Here is a 24,273-nt window from a genome sequence, read left to right on the forward strand (position 1 = left end):
TATTTTTTTGATCAAACTACAAATGCAATCTTTTTTCATTTCATTCATTATGTAAATAAAACAGGATAATCCGCCATCATAATGGACTAATTATCCTATAAATCTTTATCTAAGTTTAATAAAACTAGAACTTCTTTCCCTATGTATCATTACTTCGTTACCTCACCAAACTGCGCTCTCGTTACTTTCGCTAAGTCATCCACTTTCAGCTCAATTTGGATACCGATTTTCCCGCCGCTTACAATGATCGTTTCAAGCGATTGAGCACTCTCATCAATACATGTAGAAAATAACTTCTTCATTCCGACTGGTGAACAACCGCCGCGAATGTATCCTGACACTTTCGTAATATCTTTTACAGGAATCATTTCAATTTTCTTTTCACCAACTGATTTTGCCGCAGCTTTTAAATTCAGTTCCTCATCTACCGGGATAATAAACACATGATAATTTTTACTATTCCCTTGAGCGATTAACGTTTTATATACTTCTCTCACTTCTCGTCCAATTTTCTCGGCCACTGATACCCCATCAATTTTCCCATCATCTGTATCATATGACATCATCGAATATTCAATTTTTTCTTTATCTAATATTCGCATCGCATTTGTTTTATCTTTTTTCATGGGTTTCTCCTTAAAAGGTTATTTCATATTATTAAGTTTTATTATACACCTTTTTCCATTCCTCCTACATAACTTCACGTATATTTCAAAACTAAAAATATTGATAATTCGAAAATCATCTGATATAATTTGAAAAAACTTATGTTAAGGAGAGATTTCTAATGCAAAATTTGAATACGTCTTTCCAACTTCATCATCATACGTAACGCCGTGTATCCGAAGAAAAATTTTTCTTCGTGGGTACAGGGCTTTTCCTGTTGACCCACGAAGCGTTCATAAAGCTATGTGGGTATTTTTATACCCACATAGCTTTTTTTAATTTAAAAAAGGAGTGATTAAGATGGAAATGAAAAACGTAAAAGGAACAAAGGACTATTTATCAGAGGAACAAGTACTGCGAAACAAAATTAAAAGAGCGTGTGAAGACACGTTTGAACGATACGGATGTAAACCGTTAGAAACACCAACGTTAAATATGTATGAGCTTATGTCATATAAGTACGGCGGTGGTGATGAAATATTAAAAGAAATATATACGCTTCAAGATCAAGGAAAACGTGAGCTTGCCTTACGCTACGATTTAACAATTCCATTCGCAAAAGTCGTGGCAATGAATCCGAACATTCGTCTTCCTTTTAAACGTTATGAAATTGGGAAAGTATTTCGAGATGGACCAATTAAACAAGGGAGATTTCGTGAGTTCATTCAATGTGACGTTGATATAGTCGGTGTAGAATCAGTCATGGCAGAAGCGGAACTTATGAGTATGGCGTTTGAACTGTTCCGAATGTTAAACTTAGAAGTAACGATCCAATATAATAACCGAAAATTGTTAAACGGTATTCTTGAGTCCATTAACATCCCTACTGAACTAACGAGTGACGTTATTTTATCATTAGACAAAATCGAAAAGATTGGGATTGATGGTGTACGAAAAGATGTATTAGAGCGCGGAATTTCTGAAGAAATGGCTGATACGATATGTAATACCGTATTATCTTGTCTAAAGCTTACAATTGCTGACTTTAAAGAAGCTTTCAATAACCAACTCGTTGCCGACGGAGTAAACGAACTACAACAATTACAGCAATATTTAATCGCCCTCGGAATAAATGAGAATGCTATATTCAATCCATTTTTAGCACGAGGACTTACAATGTACACAGGCACCGTATATGAAATCTTTCTAAAAGACGGCTCAATTACATCCAGCATTGGTAGCGGGGGTCGATACGATAATATTATCGGGGCATTCCGTGGTGATAATATGAACTATCCCACAGTCGGTATTTCATTCGGTTTAGACGTTATTTATACAGCACTATCACAGAAAGAAACAATATCATCTACAGCGGATGTATTTATCATCCCACTCGGGACAGAATTACAATGCTTACAAATTGCCCAGCAATTACGTTCTACCACTTCCTTAAAAGTCGAACTCGAACTAGCAGGACGCAAATTAAAACGTGCCCTTAATTACGCAAATAAAGAGAATATCCCTTATGTGCTTATTATTGGTGAAGAAGAACTTAGTACAGAAACCGTTATGCTGCGGAATATGAAGGAAGGTAGTAAGGTGAAGGTTCCCCTTTCTTCTTTAAGTAATTATTTATAATACGAACCACCCTCGTTTGGGTGGTTTTTCTATTTTATAGATACCTAACAATTAGTTTACATAAAATTATTATAATCTATTAAAAACTACAAACAAACAATATCCAGTTACCCATTATTTTTGGTAATATATAGATATAAATTGTTTTTGGAGGATTTATTTTGAAAACTTACATACAAGCACTAAAGTGGTCTACAGGTATCTATCACCTTTTATTACTTCCTTGTTATTATTTATTTCCAAGTCTTGTTAACCTTTATGGGATACCTTTACTACTATTGATCGCTTTACATCTCACTACTATTTTATTAGCTAAAAAAGCAGGCATGAATACGTCCCCTCATTATATCGGTATTATCGTTACCCTAGTTGCCTTCTTTCCTTATATAGAAATCGTTCTACATTTTATAGCAGCCTTTTTCCTTTTATTAGACGCTGTTTCCACAAATAAAAAAGAAGTTTGTGATTCATAGCGAGATAAAAATTAGAAGTACATGTTTTTCAACAAATCGCTCTTCTTTATTACAACGATAAGATATAACGCAATTCTTTCCTATGATTTTACAGAAAGAGTTGCGTTTTTGCATTGATAAGATCATAGATTTATCAATATCACCTTTTAGAAATTTGAAGTATATAGCCTAAGCAGCCTTCTCTGTTTTAAATACCCATCGATGAAGTGTCGGTTGATAATACGGTATCATCCACCCTAAAATTTTGCCGATAAAGTAGGCAGCAATGAGTGTACCAATTCCGATTGATCCTAAAGATTGAATGAAAACTATACAAATTGTAACAGCTACACAAACATTTATTAAATCGCTCAAAATTTTTGCTTTACCAAATTTCAAATTAAATTTTTCACTAATTGTATAAGTTAACGCATCATACGGCATTAATGGTAATTTCGCTGTTGTATAGCCCATTAAACCGATTGCTATAACAAATAAACTAACAATCAAATATACACTTCGAGCAAAGATCGTTTCAGGTGTAGGGAAAAGTTGTACGAGGAAGAGCGTTGCATCCATGAAGAATCCAAATAAAAACGAAATAATGAATTGACTCACAAATTCATTGAACTCCATTCGTTTACTTAATATGACTTGAATAATAATGTATAAAACATTTGCAAGCGCCATTGTCAAACCAACCGATAATCCAGCTGTTAGCGTACTTGCATATGCTAATGATGATACAGGCGATACACCAAACCCTGCTTGAATTGACATGCTAATGCCAATCGACATAAAAAATAACCCGAGCACATACATGAGGATGCGCCTCAAGGTTCTGTTCCAATAATTCATACTATCTCTCACTCCTAGTTGACATTATTAATATAAAGACTATAGCTATACAATTAAATATAACGTCAATTTCAACATATGAAAAATATATATATGATAAACTAATCATATGAAAAAACATATAACGGAGAGATACAATGGATTTCAGGCAATTATATTACTTTAAAGAAATTGTGAAACAAGGAAGTATTTCGAAAGCAGCAGAAGTGCTCCATATCGCGCAACCACCACTTAGTCAATTATTAAAAAAGCTCGAAACTGATCTTGGCACAACTTTAATTCATCGATATCGTCAAAAATGGGAGCTTACAGAAACCGGTGAAATACTATACGAATATGCCACACAAATGCTAATGCAAGTTCAAGATGTAAAGCAGCAAATTCAAGAAATTGAACAAGGTATAGGCGGAACTGTAAATATCGGTGTCTCTTCTACATGTTCGAATATGCTCGTTGACTATGTTAGTACGTTTAGAACACAATACCCTAATGTTAAAATAAATATAGTAACAGGAAATTCAGAAGAATTATTAAAAAAACTAGAACAAAGAGAAATTGATATTGCCCTACTTTTACGATTAGGAACTAGTGAACACTATGAGCTGAAATTATTAAAAAAACAACCAATCGCTGTAATTATCCCTGAAAGTTGGGCACCATCATTTCCATCACAACATGTGACAATTAAAAAGATTACGCAGTTCCCATTCATTATGCTCGGAGCAATGGAAGGACTCTCCTTCAATGAAAACCTACTCAAAGCGTTTGATACATATGAAGTCCAGCCAAATATCATTATCGAGTGTAAAGATATAAATATGGTTATAGCACTTGTTAGTAAAGGGCTAGGCTTATCCATTATTCCAAAAATGGATTACACATCACCATTTTTAACACATACAGCGCTTTTGGAATTGGAACAATTTGATTTCCATCTAGAGCCTGTAATAGTAAAATTAAAAAACCAACGAATCTCCACAGCAGCAACTCTATTTTGGGAAATAGTTGATTAGAATTTGTGAACAAGTGATTGATACCCACCAATTGAGCAGTTACTGTGAGATATAACGAGACAAGCTAAGAACAGAATGAATTTCATAATATAGCACTCACAAATAAAACTCCTTATAGCTATATACGTAGTCTAAAGAAGACTCAGTTGTTTTTCCAATGTATGAAATTGATTTTTCATGGAAAGATATGTTAGTATGTATACAGTTTGAGCGCTCTATTTTTTAGAGTCGAACAGGAGGAGAATGGATATGTCTGATATTGAAGTTGGCGAAGTGTTTACTCTCAGTGATGAGAATAATGAGGATCAGGAAGTAGAAGTACTTGGAGCAATGGATGTCGAAGGCGCAGAATATATTGCAGTTGCCTTCGTAGAAGACATTCAAACAGAATCTGAGGAAGACATTGATATTTTCTTTTTAAAAGTAGAAGAAGATAATGAGTTTTCATACATTGAAAATGATGAAGAGTTTGATAAAGTATCTGCTGCTTTTGATAAAATTTTGGACGAGCAAGAGCAAGAATAATAAGAATGAAAAACACGAGGGTGGATGCATATCCGCCCTCTTTTTATTTATCACGCATCCAAAGACTTATGCAACAATTCTAGTACATCTTTCATCACAAACGGACCATCTTTCTTCACATGCTCAGCGAATTTAGAAACGAGACGTAATGTTTTTACACTCTCAACCGGATGCTCGCCTGATGCACTTTCAGCAGAAAGCATAACAGCATTCGTTCCGTCCAGTACAGCTTGAAACACATCAGTTACCTCAGCCCTTGTTGGAATAGAATGTTCTACCATAGATTGCAGCATTTGTGTCGCTGTAATAACATATGTATTCGTTCGATTACATTCCTGAATCATCATTTTCTGCAAGAGCGGAATAAATTGATACGGCAACTCTACTCCTAAATCACCCCTTGCAATCATAATTCCGTCTGCTTCTTTACATATATCTTGAAAATTCTCGATTGCTTCCATCGTTTCTATTTTTGCAATTAAATTAGGTGATGTTTCTTTATATTGTTGTATAAAATCTCGTATTTCTTTTATATGACTAGGTTTTCTTACGAAAGAACATGCAATAAAATCAACATCCTCTTCTAAAAGAAACTGAATATCTTTTTTATCTTTCTCTGTAATAGCTGGTAAACCAACGATTGCCCCTGGTAAGTTCACCCCTTTATGAGATGAGATGTTACCACCTGTTTTGACCTTTGTTTCTATTTTATCCGCACTTACTGTTTCAACGATCAACTCAACTTCGCCATCATTAATTAAAATTCTACTGCCAACTTTCACATCATTCGCGATTCCTTCATAATCCACACTTGCTTCTCTATTGCTCCCTGTAACTGGTTGCGTATGTAAAATAAAAGAATCTCCCGCCTGAAGTGTAATTTGTTCTCCTTTTACTTCACCTAACCTTATTTTAGGACCTTGTACATCGCCTAAAATTTTAATAGAATCATCTAGCGATTTGACTAAACGAATAATATCTTTATGACTTTCATGCGTGCCATGTGATAAATTTAACCGTACTATTTTCATACCATTGCTTATTAACTGCGCTAACATTTCTTTATTATTACTTGCTGGCCCAATTGTACAAACACGATCGATTGTCATTTTTATCACCATCCTTTTTCGTTAGGATTCCCATAAACTTTACTTACACTCTCAACACAAAAAAGCCTACTCATACAAGTAGGCTTTTAAAACTACGAAAGTTTCGTTAATAACTGATTTAAATCTTTTTTCGTTTTCGTCGTTAATGATTTCATTTTATTAATATCTATCTTTTCTTTCTCCGCTCCCACAATTAACGGATACATACTTTGCCCGATTGTTTTATATTCAGCTGGATGTGATGCTTCTAACTCTTTCTCGATTACATCCCACTTTTCATTAATTTGTTTTCCAAGTTTATTTACTGTATCTAATTTCGGATTAGCAGCTAATTGCTTGTCTAAGCTATCAACTAATGCAGCAACTTCTTTTACATTTGTTTTGACAGCTACGTTTTTCTTCGGATCTTTCGTTGTTTTTCCGTCTGAGTTTGTACTTGTACTTTGATCTGTTGTTTTCCCGCTAGTCGTTTGATCATTCGTTTTTCCTGTCGTCTCTTTTTCTTTTGTTTTTACATTCTCGTTTTGAGTTGATGTTTTACCGTTACTTTCTGTTCCTGATGATTCTTTCGTGTTTTTTGTATCTTTATCTGTTTTTTCGTTTGAAGAAGTATTTGTTTCTTTTTCAGTATCTTTCGTTGTTTTTGACGCTTCATCTGCACTTGTCGTTTTTGCTTCTCCTTCATTTTGCGCTGTTACTTGCTCTTTCTTTTCTGTCTCTTTATCTGCTGAAGGACTACAAGCTGCCATAGTAAGCATTGTACCAATTGTTATCGATGCGATAGCGACCTTTTTCATTTTCATATAAATCCCCCTATGTTTACTTTATTTATCCTCCCCTTTACGATTCGATTTCCCCTTAAAAAATCCCTTTTCACATGAATTACCATCTTTCCGACAGTAATCTTCATAATAATACGTACAAAAACTGATAAACCCATTTGAATATTCGAGTTTCTTCTACTTCATTTTTCTTCTCTGTAGTAAAAGAAAAAGAGTATATTGTCACATAAGGAATTACTATCTTCATATAACGATATACTCTCCTATCAAATTTTTATCTTTCTTGACATTTTATTTAAACAAAAAAATAAAATTTTCTTTTATTTTTTTGTTTCTCAACATTTGTTAACATAATATATTTATGAGCAACCACCGTTCGAATGAATGACTTGCCCCGTAATCCATTTTGCTTCTTCACTTACTAAAAAAGAAATTAAGCGTGCTGCATCTGACGGTTCTCCTACTTTACCTTGCGGGAACTTCCACACTAAATGATGCTTCAGCTCCTCTGTAATCCATCCTGTATTCGTCGGTCCTGGATCAACAGCATTCACTGTAATCCCCTTCTCCATCGCAACTGGTGCTACTGATTTTGTAAATGCTTCAATTGCTCCTTTCGTCGCTACGTATGCCAGTTCATCAGGCATTGGCCCTAATGATTGCCCTGAAGTAAGATTAATAATACTGCCACTCGTTTTCAGTGCATAATGTTTTATAAATAATGAGCTTAATAACATAGTAGCCCTAACATTTACCGTATAATGTTTATCTAACTGTTCTACATTTAATTTCTCAATTCCCGTATGATCAGCATACGCTGCATTATTAATTAAAATAGATGGATCACCTAAACGTTCTGAGACCATATAAAATAAACGATTTGGCGAATACGACTGCGATAAATTGATTTCTGCCATTTCACATCGAACACCTAAACTTTCAATCTCCTCTTTCAACAAAAAGGGCTCTTTGTCATGCATTCCCCACGGCATCGCTTTATCATACTGAGACCAGTACGTGAAAAAAATGTCTATCCCTTTTTGAGCAAGCACCTTGCATACAGCTGCACCAATTCCATTCAGACGAGTTGCCCCTGTTACAATTGCTATTTTCTTCACCTTTTCTCCTCCATCTATTGATAAATCCCCTGCACGAATACAGAGGATCTATCTTTTTATTCAATATTTGACAGTATACGTTCTGCACCTAATTTTAAAATTTTAATGAAGATATAATTTACAATCGTAAACATTACAAATAAAACAATAAACATAACCCACAGCCCTACTTGAAGGAAGAAGTATAATAAACTTACCCCTGCTACAATAACTAAAGCTATTAAAATATTAGCTAAAAAATTCCACAATGTTGTATAGCGGCTCTTAAATAATTTCTGTTCTGTATCCCAATGTATATCTGCAGTTTGTGCATCCCAACGTGTACCGATTAAATTAATTAACAATAATCCGTTCGCACTTAGTAAAAACCACAGTAACATGAAAACAGGAGAAATCCCTGCTACAACTGCCATCGTAATACCGAATACCGCTAAAATAATTACATTAATTAACCAAGCAGTGATCGCTTTTGCAAAAAAGATATCCGAAGCTTTTACAGGTAAATAACGATTCACAAACCATGAACTTCCATCTCGTGAAAATGATGTTGTTGCGATGACGTTACTTCCCATTAAAAATAGAGAGGCACAAAGACCAACACCAATTGCAAGTCCTGCTGATTTTGGGTTATCAATATACCCTGTAATCCACTTTAAATTCCCATCTTGCACGAATAAAACAAAGAATAACATAATCGGCATAACGAAAGTTTGTACGATACAATTTAAGAAAAACTGCGGTGTACGGAATAACGTTTTAAACTCTTTTTTCACATACGCTTTTAAATGTGAACTTTGTACTGTTGATTTCTGTAAACCTTCTGCTGAAATAACCTCTTTTTTTGCTGTACTCGTTGAAAGACCAATTACCCCTTTTAAATATGTACGCTCTGCAATGTAATAAAACAACACAAAGAACACAAATGAAATAAGTGCAAAGATGATTACGTATAAAGGACCCTTCCAATTTGCATTTTCTACTAATGCCACTGCTCCAAAATATGTAGTTGGAAAATAATTAGTCATTTGTACTAGAAGAGAAGATTCGTTGTTCGCAAGATAATTCGTAAGTGCATCTTCAGAAAACGAACTTTTATTTTTCCACTGTAAAAATACATTAATTCCTACAATAAATAGTATACTTACGATTCCGATAAATATATTTCCGCGATCTTTATTTTTCGCTATATTCGTATACCTCATAATAACTGTCATCAGTAATGAAGCTAATACTAACGGCACAATCGGGAAAAGTAAGTAAATAAAAATCATATATATGTAATATGTAATAAATGCGCCACTTTTTAATCCGTACGTAATGAAGATTGGTAATAAAATGAATGAACTCATTACGTATTGTGTAATTAATACTGTTAAAAATTTTGCCGAAATAATTTGCGCTGGTTTTAATGGTAATGGTAGCAACATTTCAATGTCGTTACTGTAGTAAAATACAGTTAAAATGTTCGTAATACTCATTAAAAATACCCATATACTCGCAATCGCAAGTCCCATTGCGATAATCATTCCTGGGTCTTGCCCTAATTGTTTCATACCCTCATACATTCCGTGCGTTATCGAACCAAATATTAAAAACCCAACAAATAAAATAGCTGCAAATGAAAATACATATGCCCATCGCTTCTTCTTATCTGTTATGAAATCTGCATAATTTAATTTCAATAATACTTTCGTTAACGTCCAAATTTTACTCATTGCCCGTCATCTCCAAGAACATTTTTTCAAGTGATTCATTGGATTTAAAATGATCTCTCATTTCATCTAAATTCCCTTTAAACTGAAGATTTCCCTTATTAATAATCGCAACGCGGTCACATATTTTTTCCGCTACTTCTAATACGTGTGTAGAGAAAAATACAATCTTTCCTTTATCCGCATGTTCTCTCATCATTTCTTTTAAAATATATGCAGATTTCGGATCAAGCCCCGTTAACGGTTCATCTAAAATCCATACATCTGGCTCATGCACGAGCACACCAATAATAACGATTTTTTGTCTCATACCGTGCGAGTAACTTTGAATTTGATCCGATAACGCATTGTAAAGATCAAATTTCTTCGCTAAAGACTCGATTCGTTCTTGACGTACTTCTTTCGGCACTTCATACATATCTGCCATAAAGTTTAAATATTCAATTCCCTTTAATCGCAAAAACATATCTGGGCTATCTGGAACATAACCAAACGTCTTTTTCGCTTCCATCGGATTTTTCATAATATCTTTACCGTTAATCGTAATCGTCCCTTTGTCCACCCCATGAATACCAGTAATCATTTTAATTGTCGTTGATTTACCCGCACCATTCGGTCCTAAAAACCCAAAGATTTCTCCGCTAGGCACAGATAAACTTAAATCTTTTACTGCATAAGTAGACCCATTATAACTTTTTGACACATTCGTAATTTCAATCATTCCATCCAATCCTTTCCTTAATTACCAAATAACTATATTGATATTATAGCATACTTCTATTTTTAGATTTTTATATTTTTTCAGTTTTTTAACCTTTAAAATAAATATAAACGCCTAATCCAACGATTAAAACGACAGCTAATATAATATAAATCATCGTCAGCCGTTTAATATTCCCTTTTGTCGCTTTACTATAATTCGCATCACCATTTCGCCCAATTAACACCGTCGCCACTACAGTAATCACTACAAGTAATACAACGATCATGATCCAAGTTAACATTCCTTCCTCCCCCTCCTTACAACCATTTTACAATATTATCCTCTTTATTTCGCAGTATATTTCCTCTTTTTACTATTATTATGAAAAGGATTGGAAAACTATTATTACTATACATTTTCATATGTGATATATTTATAACATAACGTGAATTATTTCTAACATTGTAAGGAGGACCTATTATGAAAACAACTTGGATAAAATATTTAGGCTTTCTCGGTTTCTTCGGTTTCCTCGGCTTTTTTTATGAAAAAGGGTTGTTTACTATGTTCTGTTTCTTCTCCTTTTTCACATCGTATAGAACAGTTCAACACGATGAACTGTTTGAACAAATCGTCAATAAATCGTGCCGCAATGCATTTATCGTTACATTACTAACGACCGCTATCATTATGTTTATTGAAATGTTATTTCCAAACCCGGCGCTACAAGAGATTGATATCGCTCTTCTTTTCGGCACACTCATTCTTACGTTCGGCTTCTCTATGTTCTTTTACGATAAACCCGTTGATGAAATGGAAGATGCACCATGGCGTTCGTAACGAAAATAAAAGAATACCGCGCCAAATTGAATATGACACAAGAAGATTTAGCGAAAACTGTTGGTGTACGTCGTGAAACGATAAGCCATCTCGAAAAAGGAAAATATAATCCTTCCTTACAACTCGCTCACGATATTGCGAAGGCACTTCATAGTACAATTGATGAGGTTTTTATTTTCGAGGATTAATTGAAGACAAAAAATCATATAAAAATACCGGCATTCTTTCCATGAAGAATACCGGTACTACTCATTTATCACCCATACAAAACAGCATGAAATACGCCTAACAGTAAGTATTGATCCTCTATATAATCTTCATCATATACATCCATTTCGATACAATACATATCTTCCTCAAGACGAATATTCCAATCTGCGATTACATAGCCGTTTCGTAATAACTTTCCCATTCCAAAAGAAGTTTTGTGAACAACAAATTCTTCTCCCTTATATGTAAAGGTAAATAAGAAATTTGCATCTAATAACTTTCCATCACATACAAGTATTTCATGCTCTGCATCATGATTATCTTTGTACGTTACTAAAATCCTTCTTTGACGCTGCCTACTTACATCCTTTGCAATGACGCGAATATTGTCCTTACTATCCTTTATTTCATAAATGATATTACTACCGACTTTCGGAATGAAGTCTAGCACTTTCATCAACGCATTTTTATAATAACCCCGTACCGCGCCTACTTCTTCGCTTCCATTGTAAACCTCTATTGAAGTCGTATCCGCTTTACTATCACACAGTCGTTTATAAGAAAGCTGCATCATTCGCTCTCCTCTTAAGTACTGATCAAACGTAACCGGATATTCTATCGCGCGCAGTTCCTTATTTAGCTCATATAAATAACGCCCAACGCTCTCTACTAATGCTGTAGTGGATATACGCTCTTGAAGTGCAAATTGTTGCCAACTGGAAGAAATCCTCCACTGATTGTCCTCATCATAGGAGAAACCAAGAATTATTTCATCACGGTCAGTCGTTTCATAATTCATATGTACATTCTGCCCGTGTTGCACTTGTTCCATCCATTGTCCTAAATAAATACCGAGCTCCGCGACCTTCATACACGACTTCTGGAAAAATACGCTGTCACTCGCGCGAATCGTTACATCTCCTTCGATAAAGCCCTTTGAATAAGCATCATACCGTGGCTCATCCTTCTTCGGGAGACTTTTTTCTAACTCAAATAAAAATGTTAACATTCTTTATTCACCTCTAGTTGTTACACAGCTCTTTCCTATATTGACCGGAGCAATTTAAAATATATCAACGATTTTTCAAATATATCTATCGTAACTTAAAATATATCAACGATTTTTTCGATATATCTATCGTAACTCAAATTATATCGACTTATCGACAAATATCAACACGATTAAAATGAAACTACCTTTTCTTCCGCCACTTCCACAATTTCTAAAATTTGTAGCAGGCTCTCCACTTCATAAGTCGGCTTAACACCTGTCTTATTTTCTTTCAAACTCGGATTATACCAACACGTATCAATACCGTAATCTTCTCCGCCTTTCATATCAGAAGTTAAGGAATCTCCAACCATTAGTACGCTTGATTTATCCGTAATCCCAAACTTTTCAAACGCATAATCAAAAATCTCACGTGCTGGTTTTTGATGGCCGACTTCTTCTGAAATAATAATATGTTCAAAGAAGTTACTTAAAGGTGAATTTCCGATTCTAGATTGTTGCACCTTCGTATATCCATTCGTAATAATACCTAGCTTGCAATCTTGTAGATTTTCACATAATTGCACTGCACCTTCTATAAGGTGTACTTCTTTTCCTAAGTTTTCAAGGTATCTATCACTAAATTGCTGCGCATCTACTTCTATATTATGAAGTGCAAATAACTGTCTAAATCGATCTACTGCTAATTCACTTAGCGTAATCATTTTATTTTCTAAATCTCTCCATAATCCATTACTAATCTCTTTATAACTTGCAAGATAATCATCATACCCTGTAGGCATCCCAAACTGTACAAACGCGTTATGTAATGCGTTTCTTTCCGTTTCAGGAAAATCTAATAATGTATCATCTACGTCGAATAATATAACTTTATATTTCATAATGCTCTCCTCAACTAGTACGTTATTTACAACTTGTATTTTCTCATTAATCGTCTCTTAAGTCGAACTTTTTCCCTTTACGAATCGTAGATGTACAGCAATCTTAAAGTTGTTTAAGGTACACGAATTATGTTATTCAAAAATAATTAATTGTGAAAATACTATAAATTTGAGATAATTTGGATAATGAATTCAATTTTTAAAAAGGGAATACAGGAATAGAAAGGGGCGGAAAGACATAGTAAATTCATGGGGAAGACCTAAAATACAAATCCCAAAAACAAAAAGTGAATGGGTTGGAGATATCATTGGATATTCATTATTCTTTGGATCAATCATGTTTTTGATTATCATTTGGGGAAGATTACCCGAGGAAGTACCCACACATTATAACGCATATGGGGCTGTAGATCGCTGGGGATCAAAGTGGCAACTTTTGCTTCTACCAGGAATTGGGGCATTCATACTCCTTTTAATGCAAACTTTAGAAAAGTTTCCAGAAGTTCATAACTACCCACAAAGACTGAATGAATCGAATGCTCCGCTGTTTTATTTAAATAGCAGAAAAATGCTTAATCAATTAAAAAATGTCTGTTTACTTATTTTTGCTTTCATCCAATTTGAAACAATTTCAATCGCTTTAAATTGGAGCGGCGGTTTTGGAAAATTATTTTTACCGATATTGTTAATTGGTACAGTTATTCCAATTGTCATAGGAATCATAAGGCAACGAAAAATTTCATAATAGAAGCAGGAGGCTAATCCAATTAGCCTCCCTCCTCATTATTTATCCTCTAGCAATAACACTTTCATTTCTTCTAACGACTCTTTCGTAAAGCCAAGTGCTTTTTCAGCATACGCTTCAACTGAACCGTATTGCTTTTTCACTTCATCAATCGCAGCTTGTAAATATTCAGCGCGCGCTTCAAACATTGCGCCTAATATTGCTCTACTTTCATCGTTTTGTAGTTTTGCACCTAAAAAGGCCATCATTTTTTCATTTAGCTTTTCACGGAAACCGTTACTTAGTAAATAGTCTTCCATTACTGTTTTTTCCGGTACACCTAGTAAAAGTAATAATAGTGCTGATCCGAATCCAGTGCGGTCTTTTCCAGCTGTACAGTGGTTTACTAACGGTAAGTTTTCTGGGTTTTGCGCTAAGTTTAAGAAGCTCACGAATGCTTCATTACCACTTACGAAATCTTGATTCATTTTCACAAGATACTCGCCTGGTTTCCCTAACATAGAAAGATCACCAACTTGGAAAAATTCATTTATGTTCAAGTCTTTCGCCAAGTCTTGCATAACTGGTAAGCATACTTGACGAGCACCCGTAATCTCTGGATTCGGCTTATGCTTCACTTCAAAGTCTGTACGGTAGTCACAAATTAACTTTAAGCCAGACTTTTGTAAATAGTCGATGTCCCATTCTGTTAGTCCTGCTAATTCTTCAGAACGGTACAACTTGCCCCATTTTACTTTACGGCCTTCAGTCGTTTCATATCCGCCCATATCACGGAAGTTAAACGCGCCTTGTAATGGCAATCTACGCTCAGCTACTGTCACTGCTTGTCCATTACTACCTACTAGTCTAAAATATGGGCGCTCATTTTCGCTCGGGTTTTCAATTGTATATGATGATTCTCCATTTACCGTTGCAAGTAATTCTCCATTTTCTTCAATATGATCTGGTGAAGTACTCCAATAAATGCGAACTTTTTCTATATTATTTTCCCACTTTATTTGTAACGTATGATCTTCATTTCTTTCTACAGTTGCTTGTAACCAATTTCTTTGCTGCTCCATTCTTTCACCAACGCTTTCTCGTATAATCGAATCTTTCTCTATTGTATTATAGGAATATCTATTTTGTCGTTCTCATTTTTCTTTTTATCTTACAAACAGGCAAAAAGTTCTTTTACTTGTTCAAAATTTGCACATGGATTCTCACTAGATGATTGTCAGAGTATATCCTAACACTTCCTCACATATCGCTCAGTACAACTTAACAACTGACATCCGTTCTTTTCAAAAACATCCTTCATCCACTCATTTTGTACATTTGTCTCGCCAATATAATAAGATGCGCCTATTTCTTTTAAGACAAACATTGCCCCTGTAAAGAACGCTGCTTCATACCCTTTATTTCGCATATTTGGAGCAACTGCGAAATACATTAGTTTTCCTTCTTCTAACGTACCACTCTCAATATGCGGGATTACAATTCCTATCGGCTCTTCACCTACACTCGCTGTTAAACAATGCTCTTTCCATTGCTCACCAATTTCTTGTAGCATCATATGTACAAAGTGATCATAATCGATTTGTTCTCCCGTCACTTCATTCCACAGTGAATAAAAAACGTCTTCGCCTATCTCTTCAATAAGCTTAAAATCAATTTCACTTTCTACATCCTCTACTTCATATATATCCTTAAACACAATTATGTTTTCAGTAGCATATTCAAATGAATACGTTTCGAAACATTTCTTATACACATCATAGTTTGGGCTTTTTGAAGAAATTTCAAAATGTAAGTTTTCTATTCCCTCTTTTTCAGCCTCAGCAACACAATATTGCATGATTTCCTTTAATTCCTCTTCTGTAAAAGGCTCTGCATTATTTTCTTTTATTATTATAGAAGAAGCATTTCTTCTTATTTTAAAATGTTTTTCTAACTGTTCTATAGTCATCATATACTTCCCTCATCTATGTCATACTCGAATTTCTACTTGTTCTCCTTGCATGAGCAGGATTGTCCTTGAATATATAGAATACTAGAAAACATCGCATCTTTAAAGTGCGGAGGAGGTTCTCCATTGGATATTACAGCATTGCAACAACAGTTAGAGCTTATACAACAAAATGACTATACGCAACTGCATCATATAAATATAAATGAGTTAACTTTGAACATGCTTCAGTATATCGGAACGACTGATAGTTACGTTCGTTACCAACTTATTTATAAATGTTTTGCGCATTTCATTCATCATGAATTTCTTATGAATGATCAGCTAAAATTACTTCTACAAACTTGTTTAAGTGATGAGTATTTATATTGTGACATTTACACACCGCATACAGATGGGGTTTTCACACGTTCTTACACGGTTTCGTTACTTGCGTTAATACTACAATTCGCTAACTCGCACTATTTTTTTACAGAAGAGGATATCGAAGAAATAAAAAACAAACTCATTACATACACAAACTTAGAAACGGATTTTCGAGGCTATATTGAAAATAAAGGATGGGCTCATTGTCTTGCCCACGTATCTGATGCCTTTACTGAAATTGTTCACAATTCCTATACGACTTTTGAGTGGTATGAAGAATTAATTCATTGTTTATTAAATAAAATTTTTATCCCATCGGATCTATTTCATAATAATGAAGATGAACGAATTGTTACACCGTTACTATCAATGCTATATCATGATTTTCCGCAAGATGAGTTAATTTCAATTATTTATAAAAAAATAAAAAGGCTTCCTCAAATTAGAAAACGCCTTTCGCTTAATGAGTATTGTATATTATGTGCCAACATTAAAACCTTTTTACGCACATTATTTTTCAGAACGAAAGATGATCATAACTTAGCCTATACAGCACGTAAAACAGAAAGAACGTTAAAAGAGCTTCCTAACTATTATTAAAAGCAAGGAGAAATAACATGGGTTATATTGAAGACATGAGAAATTTAGTAGGAAATCATCCAATTATTTTAATAGGTTCACACGCCATTATATTAAATGAGAAAAATGAAATATTACTGCAGCTACGTACAGATTTTAAGCGCTGGGGTATTATTGGCGGCGCCTTAGAATATAACGAAACGTTAGAAGACGCTTTAAAGCGAGAAGTATATGAGGAAACTGGACTTTTCATCAAAAATCCAGAACTATTCCGTACATACTCAGGACCAGATTTCTTTCAAATCTATCCAAATGGCGATCAAGTACACGGTGTACTCGTTGTTTATATTTGCCGAGAATTCGATGGTGAGCTTGTATGCGACCAAACGGAATCGAAAGAATTACGCTTCTTTTCACTTGATAAGTTACCTAGTAATCTTCCTCCTGTTATTGAGAGAATTATTAAGGAGTTTCAGCACTCCAATTAAAAAACATTACATAATAAAACAACCTCATTTCCCGTTATTATAACGCGAAATGAGATTGTTTTATTTCACTGTAAATCCTAATTATCCCCTTAATAGTTAGATTGTTATCTCAATCTGATTTCCTTCCGGGTCACTTACTACACTTTCATAGTAACCGTCCCCTGTAGTACGTGGGCCGTTTAACACAGGGTATCCTGCTTCTCTTAATGTATTGGTTAATTCATTCACTTTTTCTTTACTACCTACAGAAAAAGCAATATGCGCATATCCTATTGTTTGTGTTTGTGTATTATCGTCTATCCCTACTTGCCTCATAAGTTCTAGACGTGCTCCACCTTCAAAAGTTATAAAATAAGATTTAAACTGTTTTTTCGGATTGTGATATAAGCTATTTTCTTCACCACCAAAGTACTGTTTATAGAAATCACGCATACCTTCTAAATCATTTACCCAAATTGCTACATGCTCAATTTTCATAATCGACACCTTTTCTTTTACAGTATTCAACCAACAATTTGATATTTAATTTTCTTTGCTTGTTCTTGTTATCATCAGATCAAGTCCAAGGCTTTTCAATCCAAATAAATAATCTTCTTTCCAATTACTCACTGTTATTTTCGGAATATGTTCCGCTGGAATGTACTGCGGACAACTTTTTACAATTTGCTCTATTACGAATTGATTCACTTCATCATCACAGAAGATAAAGGCATGAGGGTTAATAATAGCTATACATGTAGCTATTAAACGAGTAATAGCATCTATATTATATTCCTCTGGATTATTCGAATCTTCACTTCTCAAAGCTTGTAAGAAATTTTTATTATCATACTGCGGAACGAAAGATATCTCTCCTGAGAAAAAGGTGCTTCCTCGCACTACATCTCCATTTATCATAATCCCTGCCCCTGGGCCATTTTGACCTGAATACAAATATACAAGAGATGAATTGTCGTTATTTCCAGTGCCTTTATAATAACCAAGCGCTGCGGCATTCATATCATTTTCTATTACTACAGGTATTGAAAACAGATCCTCCAAGTGACCTTTCAAATTGAAATTTTGGAACTTTTCATATCCAGGAATATAGAAAATACGACCATTATCAACCGAACCGGGCACACCAATTGATATAGAGCTTATTTTCGGGAATGTAGCGATAAGATTTTCAATATGTTTTGATAATAGATTCACGCCAGTATCCATTAATACACTTGAAGTACTTCCTTGTTCTTTTACTTCCCCTAAACAGTTAAAAATGGTATAGTTTGTTTCATTTTTCTCTAAAAATATCGCTAATCCTAACATATATTCCGGATTATACGCATATCGTTTCGCTCTTCTTCCGCCACTTGAATCATCTAAACCGACTAAAGTGACTTCACCATCTTGTTTCATACTCTCTATAAATTTACTTATCGTTGGAAAACTAATTTCTAATGTATTACTAAGTTCAACTTTCGTTGCACTACCTCGCTCTAGTAAAGCTGTACGAATGCCGCGAAGGATCGTCTCTTTAATCGATTTTTGAGTAGCAAATTGTTCACTCAAATCGCTCACCACCTTAATCAGCATACTTATTAAACCCTTTTAATAAGTTGCGTTGACAATATATCATACATCATTTTCTAAAGCAATAGAGATGATATAGTTCCGCTGCATGCAATCCTTATTTAGCTCCGCGTTTCGTCTATCGCTTTAATAACTTTAGCTGGATTACCACCAACAACTACATTATTAGGTACATCTTTTGTCACAACTGCCCCTGAGGCAATTACAGCATTATCACCAATTGAAATACCAGGGTTAATAATAGCGCCCCCGCCAACCCAAACATTGTTACCAATCTTTACAGCCTTTCCATATTCTTTGCCAGAATTCCGCTCTACCGGGTGTAAAGGATGAGTGGCCGTATAAATATGGACACCAGGTGCAAACATACAATTATCACCGATTCGAACTTCACAAACGTCTAAAATTACACAATTAAAATTTGCGAAAAAGCTCTTTCCAACATGGATATTGTAGCCGTAATCACAACGAAAATCAGGATTAATGTGGGTTTTTCCGTCAGCTGAAGAACCTAAAAGCTGCTCTAACAAGGTAAATCGGCTTTCATCTCCTGTCTCCATCGCCTCGTTATAAAGGCGTGTTAAACGTTTTGCCTCCACCCTATCAGCCACTAATTCTTCATCATCCGCAATATACATTTCTCCCGCTAACATCTTTTCTTTCTCTGTTTTCATATAATCATCTCCTTTGTTATCGAATGAGCCCTACTTATTAAACACATTTAATAAGTATCCCTATATTAGCATACTTTTTAATATGTGCAACTAATAAGTTTTGAAAGGAAATGTGAACTACTTACTTCACCTAACGAAATGACGAAGAAATAATTAAAATTTATATTGGAAAATAAGGGAACGCTCAGCGTCCCCTCTCAAACCCAATCCGTTTTTTAATTCCCGCTAAATTTACCTTCGCAATAGCACGCGCCCGCTCAGCACCTTTTTCTAACGCTTCATATAATAAATTTGGCTCCTGCATATACATTGCATATTTCTCCCGAGGTACTGCTAACTCACGGTCTACAACGCGGAATAACTCTTTTTTCACATCGCCCCATCCTATTCCAGTCCTATATTTTTCACGTAATGACTGAATTTCATCTTCTGTCGCTAATTCTTTATATATCATAAATAATGTTTCTAGTTCTTTCGGTTCATTTGGAAGTGAAGAATCTGTTTTGATTTTAAATATTAATTTTCGTAGTTTTTCTTGTTCTGCAAATAATGGGATTACATTCCCGTAACTTTTACTCATCTTCCTTCCATCAAGACCAGGTAAAATGGCACCTTCTTCTTGTATGACATACTCCGGAAGCGTAAATGTCATACCAAATGTATGATTAAAATACGTCGCAATATCACGCGCGATTTCAATATGCTGAATTTGGTCTTTTCCGACAGGTACATGAGTAGCTTGAAATAGTAATATGTCAGCTGCCATTAAAATAGGATACGTATATAATCCCATATTCACGCCTGCATCTACCTCTAAACCTGCTTCTTTATTTTGCTCCACCTTCGCCTTATATGCATGGGCACGGTTCATAATCCCTTTCGGAGTTAGACAAGCTAATATCCAAGCTAATTCTAGAATCTCCGGCACTTCTGTTTGTCGGTAAAAAATAACATCTTCTCCAAGTCCAAGTGATAACCAAGTGGCTGCTACCTCTTTCGTATAACTACTGAACTTTTCTGGATCATGTACAGCATTTAATGCATGATAATCCGCTATAAAATATAGTGCTTTTCCTTCATTCTTTTTTGACATTTGTAATGCAGGTTTAATCGCACCAATATAATTTCCTAAATGAGGATAACCTGTCGGCTTAATTCCTGTTAACATTATTTTTTCGCTCACCCTAACTCCTCCTTCCTTAAAATAAAAAGAGCCCCTCATCCTATAAAAAGGACGAGAGACTCCCGCGGTACCACCTTCATTAGCTATCATTATAGCTCACTTCAACTTCTTAACGTGAAGTAACCGTCTTTGCCTACTCATTTCAGCTAGAAGCTCCGGAGCCCATTCCATATTCATCCCTTACTGATTTCCACCACGCATCAGCTCTCTGCAAAGTTTCGAATATGTACTCTTCTCTTTCATTGCTTTTCTTTATTTTTTACAGTTTATCACATTTCCCGTTCTCTCAAAACTGAATTTTCTATTTTTATTAAGTTTTAACAATAGTTATTACCAATTTATTCCGAACGATATATAATCAATATATATAGAATCGATTTGTAATACAAAAACGAGGTGATGTCATGGGTTGGTTTACTAAAAAGGATGATACGTTTAAGATTGATGTATTTAAGAACGATGATACTTTAGGGGTAATTATACATTTCACACCTATCGCTATATATTTATACACCTGCGATGAGTACATAGAAACATTTGACGGTGCGCTCACTTTTGAAAATGAGAACGGAAATCAAGTAGAAATCGGGGGTACCTTCATTTCTCTTGAAGTAGATGCTAATTTTCGAATGGACGATTTAATATTTGACTACAAACTAAAGGAAAGCAATCTACCTATTATTGAATTAAAAGCCTACGCATAAGGTGAATTTGTTTACTATAACAAGAGTATAAATAAAAAAGAGCTAAAACAGTTTTATCTGTTTTAACTCTTTTTCCTACGTATTTAACTTAACAAATCTATAACTATGCGTTACCAACACTTTTAATATCGCATATCCTGGAATTGCTAAAATAATCCCCATAATTCCAAATAAATTTCCGGCAGTTAAAATAATAAAAATGATAGTAATCGGGTGAATATCTAGCTTTTTCCCCATAACTTGCGGAGAAATAAATTTACCTTCTGCTAATTGTACGACCATCATTACAATAATTACTTTTAACACCATTGATGGCGAGTCAATAAATGCGATAATTAATGCTGGTGTAATTGCAATGATTGGTCCTACGTACGGAACGATATTTACAATCATTGCCAAAATAGCGAGTAATACCGCATATTTAATACCAATAATAAGGTAACCGATTAATAGCATAATACCGATAAACAAGCTAACGATAATTTGTCCTCTAATATACGAGCTAATCGCATAATGCATATCATCTAGTATTCTCATCGCTGCTGGTTGTCTTTGCTCTGAAATAAACTTTAAAAAGTGGTTCGGTAATTGTTCACCATCTTTTAAAAGATAGAACAATATAAACGGAACCATTACAAACGTTAAAACGACCTCTGTAACAGTACTTAAAAATCCAGTTACATTTCCAGTTACTGATGATAGCGACTTCGTAAAATCAACTGTATAGTCTTTTACCATACTCGCTACATCAATATTTAAATTCTCTTGAATTTTGCCTAGTAAATTACTTTCCCCGAATCTACGTGCTGCTCGTTCAACTTCATGACCGAAATACGGTAAGTTATCTATTAATGCATCAATTTGATCTTTAATAATCGGGATTACTGTTACAACTAAAAATACAAATAATCCTAGTACTATTATATATATAGAAGCGATTGATACGATTCTTGAAACACCTTTCTTTTCTAAAAGCGAAACGAATGGATGCAATATATAAAATAGCATACCCGCTAATAATACAGGGAAGAAAATTGTTTTTAAAAAGACGATAAACGGAGTAAACACAAAAGAAATTTTCGTTAGCAGTAATATGTTAATAAACAATAACGCAAAGCCGAGTAACACCGCTAAATAATTTTGTTCTCTAAAAAACTTTTTCAACTTATCTCTTTTTCTAATATTTAATTTCTCCAATGAAACCACCTCTTCGAATGATGAAAAGCCCTTATTCAGGGCTTTTCATCATTATCTATATCTTTATTTTCTTGCAGCTTTCACTACAAATGATACAATAAGAATTAATACGATTGCACCTAATAATGCTGGCACGACATGAATCCCACCAAATGATGGCCCAAAAGATCCAAATAATCTACCACCTAATGAAGCACCTAACAAACCTGCGATAATATTTCCAAACATACCACCCGGAAAATTTTTACCCGTTATAGAACCTGCAATTGCACCTATAATAGCACCAACTATTAATGTGATAATCCATCCCATTTTTAGTCCTCCATTTCTATTATAGTGTATTTCTTTTTGATACTAAATTGTTATGTAACTATTATAATTATTATATCCAATAAAGAAAAATCTTGTCAAATCTATGAAAATAAAGCTTACAAGGAGATTTTACCCTATGATTCAAAAATTAGTAACAACTTCTCACAACACCGCTACTTCTATTTTAAACATTCAAATACCCGCTTATGAAATTGAAGCAAAATATATAAATAGTACGGCTATTCCTCGTCTTTATGATACTGTAGCCGATATTCAATTATGTGATGAAATTTTTTACGGCTATTTTTATGAAGATACACTTGCTGGGTTTATTTCTTTTAAAATGGATGAAGAGGAAGTTGATATTCATCGTTTAGTAGTATCCCCCGATCATTTTCATAAAGGCATCGCCACAAAACTACTCCTTTATGTATTTGACATGTTCTCCCCTTCACAAACATATATTGTACAAACAGGGAAAGAAAATACACCTGCTCTGTCTTTATATAAAAAACATGGATTTATTAAAATAAATGATATTATATTACCCGATGGAGTGGTTTTAACCTCACTCAAAAAATCAGAAAACATAAAATAGTTTGACTCATCAATTTATTTATGTTATCCTTTACTTTATAAATCCTTTTGCTGAGTCCAAATTTTGGAGCGGGGGAACCATTTTTGTAGCCATGCTACTTGGGGCGAATCTTATTTAAGTAGGGAAACTCTCACTTCCCGAGTCCGACAGCTAACCTCGTAAGCGTAATGGGAGAGGAAGGTGCTTTTTGCCTATGTTACACAGTGTACCTCCTTAATTATAAATATGGGATCGATACCAATAGACACCTATATTTATAGAAAAGGAGACATGTATAATGTTACGTTTATCTGATCACGCAATAAAAATGATGGAGCAAAGACTTCGACTCGAACAACATCGCACATATCAAGCTAATAAAGTTGTAGATAACTTACATCACAAATACTTCTTTCAACATATTTTTCAACTGAAAAGATAAAGAAAAAAACACAAGGTGTGTCTATAC

The 24,273-nt window shown here is 34.4% G+C and carries 30 protein-coding genes, 1 riboswitch and 1 other annotated feature; of the genes, 12 read left to right on the plus strand and 18 right to left on the minus strand.

The features are described 5' to 3' along the window. Positions 1-149 precede the first annotated feature (149 nt). The gene (ybaK, locus tag QCI41_RS06920) at positions 150-626 is read right to left on the minus strand and encodes a Cys-tRNA(Pro) deacylase (RefSeq protein WP_353837843.1); all 477 of its coding nucleotides are present in this window, start codon (positions 624-626) and stop codon (positions 150-152) included. 340 nt (positions 627-966) lie between these two features. Between ybaK and QCI41_RS06925 the strand changes: the two genes are divergently transcribed. Together QCI41_RS06925 and QCI41_RS06930 are read left to right on the plus strand one after the other, a co-directional pair. Then, entirely contained in the window at positions 967-2,244 is a 1,278-nt protein-coding gene (locus tag QCI41_RS06925) for a histidine--tRNA ligase (RefSeq protein WP_353837841.1), read from the plus strand. Between the two features lie 161 nt (positions 2,245-2,405). After that, positions 2,406-2,717 (plus strand): hypothetical protein, encoded by a 312-nt coding sequence (locus tag QCI41_RS06930; protein ID WP_353837839.1) that lies wholly within the window; start codon positions 2,406-2,408, stop codon positions 2,715-2,717. Positions 2,718-2,885: 168 nt separating this feature from the next. On the opposite strand, the gene QCI41_RS06935 is transcribed toward QCI41_RS06930, so the two are convergent. Further along, the gene (locus tag QCI41_RS06935; RefSeq protein ID WP_353837837.1) at positions 2,886-3,554 is read right to left on the minus strand and encodes a YczE/YyaS/YitT family protein; all 669 of its coding nucleotides are present in this window, start codon (positions 3,552-3,554) and stop codon (positions 2,886-2,888) included. 137 nt (positions 3,555-3,691) lie between these two features. On the opposite strand from QCI41_RS06935, the gene QCI41_RS06940 reads away from it, so the two are divergent. Together QCI41_RS06940 and QCI41_RS06945 are read left to right on the plus strand one after the other, a co-directional pair. Continuing rightward, positions 3,692-4,567, plus strand: coding sequence for a LysR family transcriptional regulator (locus QCI41_RS06940; RefSeq protein ID WP_353837835.1), 876 nt, complete (start codon positions 3,692-3,694; stop codon positions 4,565-4,567). Between the two features lie 243 nt (positions 4,568-4,810). Next, a complete protein-coding gene (locus QCI41_RS06945) occupies positions 4,811-5,092 on the plus strand; it encodes a DUF1292 domain-containing protein (protein WP_002008111.1) in 282 nt (93 codons plus the stop codon). 50 nt (positions 5,093-5,142) lie between these two features. Here QCI41_RS06945 and QCI41_RS06950 read toward each other — a convergent pair whose 3' ends face one another. The 6 genes from QCI41_RS06950 to QCI41_RS06975 all read right to left on the minus strand — a co-directional run bounded on the left by QCI41_RS06950 (position 5,143) and on the right by QCI41_RS06975 (position 10,817). Beyond that, positions 5,143-6,213 (minus strand): pyruvate kinase, encoded by a 1,071-nt coding sequence (locus QCI41_RS06950; RefSeq protein ID WP_353837834.1) that lies wholly within the window; start codon positions 6,211-6,213, stop codon positions 5,143-5,145. A gap of 80 nt (positions 6,214-6,293) precedes the next feature. Then, complete coding sequence (locus tag QCI41_RS06955) at positions 6,294-7,004, minus strand: hypothetical protein (RefSeq protein WP_215561811.1); 711 nt, start codon at positions 7,002-7,004, stop codon at positions 6,294-6,296. A 338-nt stretch (positions 7,005-7,342) separates the two neighbouring features. After that, positions 7,343-8,101, minus strand: coding sequence for an SDR family oxidoreductase (locus QCI41_RS06960; protein WP_353837833.1), 759 nt, complete (start codon positions 8,099-8,101; stop codon positions 7,343-7,345). 56 nt (positions 8,102-8,157) lie between these two features. After that, entirely contained in the window at positions 8,158-9,816 is a 1,659-nt protein-coding gene (locus QCI41_RS06965) for a putative ABC transporter permease subunit (RefSeq protein WP_353837832.1), read from the minus strand. Then, complete coding sequence (locus QCI41_RS06970) at positions 9,809-10,534, minus strand: ABC transporter ATP-binding protein (protein WP_000570199.1); 726 nt, start codon at positions 10,532-10,534, stop codon at positions 9,809-9,811. The genes QCI41_RS06965 and QCI41_RS06970 overlap by 8 nt, the downstream gene beginning before the upstream one ends. Before the next feature lie 88 nt (positions 10,535-10,622). Next, a complete protein-coding gene (locus tag QCI41_RS06975) occupies positions 10,623-10,817 on the minus strand; it encodes a hypothetical protein (protein ID WP_000958865.1) in 195 nt (64 codons plus the stop codon). A 179-nt stretch (positions 10,818-10,996) separates the two neighbouring features. Here QCI41_RS06975 and QCI41_RS06980 point away from each other — a divergent pair, with 179 nt between their 5' ends. Together QCI41_RS06980 and QCI41_RS06985 are read left to right on the plus strand one after the other, a co-directional pair. Further along, complete coding sequence (locus QCI41_RS06980) at positions 10,997-11,356, plus strand: DUF3796 domain-containing protein (protein WP_046954754.1); 360 nt, start codon at positions 10,997-10,999, stop codon at positions 11,354-11,356. Beyond that, positions 11,344-11,544 carry a helix-turn-helix transcriptional regulator gene (locus QCI41_RS06985; RefSeq protein ID WP_000896309.1) on the plus strand — a complete coding sequence of 67 codons (201 nt, stop codon included), beginning with the start codon at positions 11,344-11,346 and terminating at the stop codon, positions 11,542-11,544. Before QCI41_RS06980 ends, QCI41_RS06985 begins: the two co-directional genes overlap by 13 nt. A 68-nt stretch (positions 11,545-11,612) precedes the next feature. Here QCI41_RS06985 and QCI41_RS06990 read toward each other — a convergent pair whose 3' ends face one another. Together QCI41_RS06990 and QCI41_RS06995 are read right to left on the minus strand one after the other, a co-directional pair. Next, complete coding sequence (locus QCI41_RS06990) at positions 11,613-12,575, minus strand: tubby C-terminal domain-like protein (RefSeq protein ID WP_353837830.1); 963 nt, start codon at positions 12,573-12,575, stop codon at positions 11,613-11,615. Positions 12,576-12,748: 173 nt separating this feature from the next. Then, entirely contained in the window at positions 12,749-13,459 is a 711-nt protein-coding gene (locus tag QCI41_RS06995; RefSeq protein ID WP_353837829.1) for a YjjG family noncanonical pyrimidine nucleotidase, read from the minus strand. A gap of 271 nt (positions 13,460-13,730) precedes the next feature. On the opposite strand from QCI41_RS06995, the gene QCI41_RS07000 reads away from it, so the two are divergent. After that, on the plus strand, positions 13,731-14,204 hold the full coding sequence (locus QCI41_RS07000) for a DUF1648 domain-containing protein (RefSeq protein ID WP_483299067.1): 474 nt from the start codon (positions 13,731-13,733) through the stop codon (positions 14,202-14,204). A gap of 38 nt (positions 14,205-14,242) precedes the next feature. Here the strand turns inward: QCI41_RS07000 and QCI41_RS07005 are convergent, their stop codons facing one another. Continuing rightward, positions 14,243-15,265, minus strand: coding sequence for a tyrosine-protein phosphatase (locus QCI41_RS07005; protein WP_353837827.1), 1,023 nt, complete (start codon positions 15,263-15,265; stop codon positions 14,243-14,245). Between the two features lie 167 nt (positions 15,266-15,432). After that, positions 15,433-16,155, minus strand: a complete 723-nt coding sequence (locus QCI41_RS07010) for a GNAT family N-acetyltransferase (RefSeq protein WP_353837826.1) — start codon at positions 16,153-16,155, stop codon at positions 15,433-15,435. Positions 16,156-16,278: 123 nt separating this feature from the next. Here QCI41_RS07010 and QCI41_RS07015 point away from each other — a divergent pair, with 123 nt between their 5' ends. Together QCI41_RS07015 and QCI41_RS07020 are read left to right on the plus strand one after the other, a co-directional pair. Beyond that, a complete protein-coding gene (locus QCI41_RS07015; protein WP_353837825.1) occupies positions 16,279-17,118 on the plus strand; it encodes a DUF2785 domain-containing protein in 840 nt (279 codons plus the stop codon). 17 nt (positions 17,119-17,135) lie between these two features. Continuing rightward, the gene (locus tag QCI41_RS07020; RefSeq protein WP_353837823.1) at positions 17,136-17,585 is read left to right on the plus strand and encodes an NUDIX hydrolase; all 450 of its coding nucleotides are present in this window, start codon (positions 17,136-17,138) and stop codon (positions 17,583-17,585) included. Positions 17,586-17,681: 96 nt separating this feature from the next. Here QCI41_RS07020 and QCI41_RS07025 read toward each other — a convergent pair whose 3' ends face one another. From QCI41_RS07025 to QCI41_RS07040, 4 genes are all read right to left on the minus strand, one after another. After that, positions 17,682-18,062, minus strand: a complete 381-nt coding sequence (locus tag QCI41_RS07025) for a VOC family protein (protein ID WP_353837822.1) — start codon at positions 18,060-18,062, stop codon at positions 17,682-17,684. Positions 18,063-18,107: 45 nt separating this feature from the next. After that, positions 18,108-19,136, minus strand: coding sequence for an ROK family transcriptional regulator (locus QCI41_RS07030; RefSeq protein ID WP_353837821.1), 1,029 nt, complete (start codon positions 19,134-19,136; stop codon positions 18,108-18,110). Positions 19,137-19,258: 122 nt separating this feature from the next. After that, a complete protein-coding gene (locus QCI41_RS07035; protein WP_353837820.1) occupies positions 19,259-19,831 on the minus strand; it encodes a maltose O-acetyltransferase in 573 nt (190 codons plus the stop codon). Positions 19,832-20,015: 184 nt separating this feature from the next. Continuing rightward, a complete protein-coding gene (locus QCI41_RS07040) occupies positions 20,016-21,053 on the minus strand; it encodes a tryptophan--tRNA ligase (RefSeq protein ID WP_353837819.1) in 1,038 nt (345 codons plus the stop codon). 5 nt (positions 21,054-21,058) lie between these two features. Then, positions 21,059-21,266 (minus strand) — a binding site (T-box leader). 152 nt (positions 21,267-21,418) lie between these two features. Here QCI41_RS07040 and QCI41_RS07045 point away from each other — a divergent pair. Beyond that, positions 21,419-21,718, plus strand: coding sequence for a hypothetical protein (locus QCI41_RS07045; RefSeq protein ID WP_088092301.1), 300 nt, complete (start codon positions 21,419-21,421; stop codon positions 21,716-21,718). A gap of 75 nt (positions 21,719-21,793) precedes the next feature. Here QCI41_RS07045 and QCI41_RS07050 read toward each other — a convergent pair whose 3' ends face one another. Together QCI41_RS07050 and QCI41_RS07055 are read right to left on the minus strand one after the other, a co-directional pair. Continuing rightward, complete coding sequence (locus tag QCI41_RS07050) at positions 21,794-22,915, minus strand: AI-2E family transporter (RefSeq protein WP_353837818.1); 1,122 nt, start codon at positions 22,913-22,915, stop codon at positions 21,794-21,796. A gap of 63 nt (positions 22,916-22,978) precedes the next feature. Beyond that, positions 22,979-23,227, minus strand: coding sequence for a GlsB/YeaQ/YmgE family stress response membrane protein (locus QCI41_RS07055; protein WP_000539721.1), 249 nt, complete (start codon positions 23,225-23,227; stop codon positions 22,979-22,981). A 136-nt stretch (positions 23,228-23,363) separates the two neighbouring features. Between QCI41_RS07055 and QCI41_RS07060 the strand changes: the two genes are divergently transcribed. Then, entirely contained in the window at positions 23,364-23,825 is a 462-nt protein-coding gene (locus QCI41_RS07060) for a GNAT family N-acetyltransferase (protein ID WP_060487765.1), read from the plus strand. A 38-nt stretch (positions 23,826-23,863) separates the two neighbouring features. Next, positions 23,864-24,006, plus strand: a riboswitch (cyclic di-AMP (ydaO/yuaA leader). Between the two features lie 96 nt (positions 24,007-24,102). Next, the gene (locus QCI41_RS07065) at positions 24,103-24,246 is read left to right on the plus strand and encodes a hypothetical protein (protein WP_353837817.1); all 144 of its coding nucleotides are present in this window, start codon (positions 24,103-24,105) and stop codon (positions 24,244-24,246) included. Positions 24,247-24,273 lie beyond the last annotated feature (27 nt).

Origin of the sequence: Bacillus cereus group sp. MG4, assembly GCF_040460055.1 — a bacterium.
In the GTDB taxonomy this organism is placed as follows: Bacteria; Bacillota; Bacilli; order Bacillales; family Bacillaceae_G; genus Bacillus_A; species Bacillus_A wiedmannii.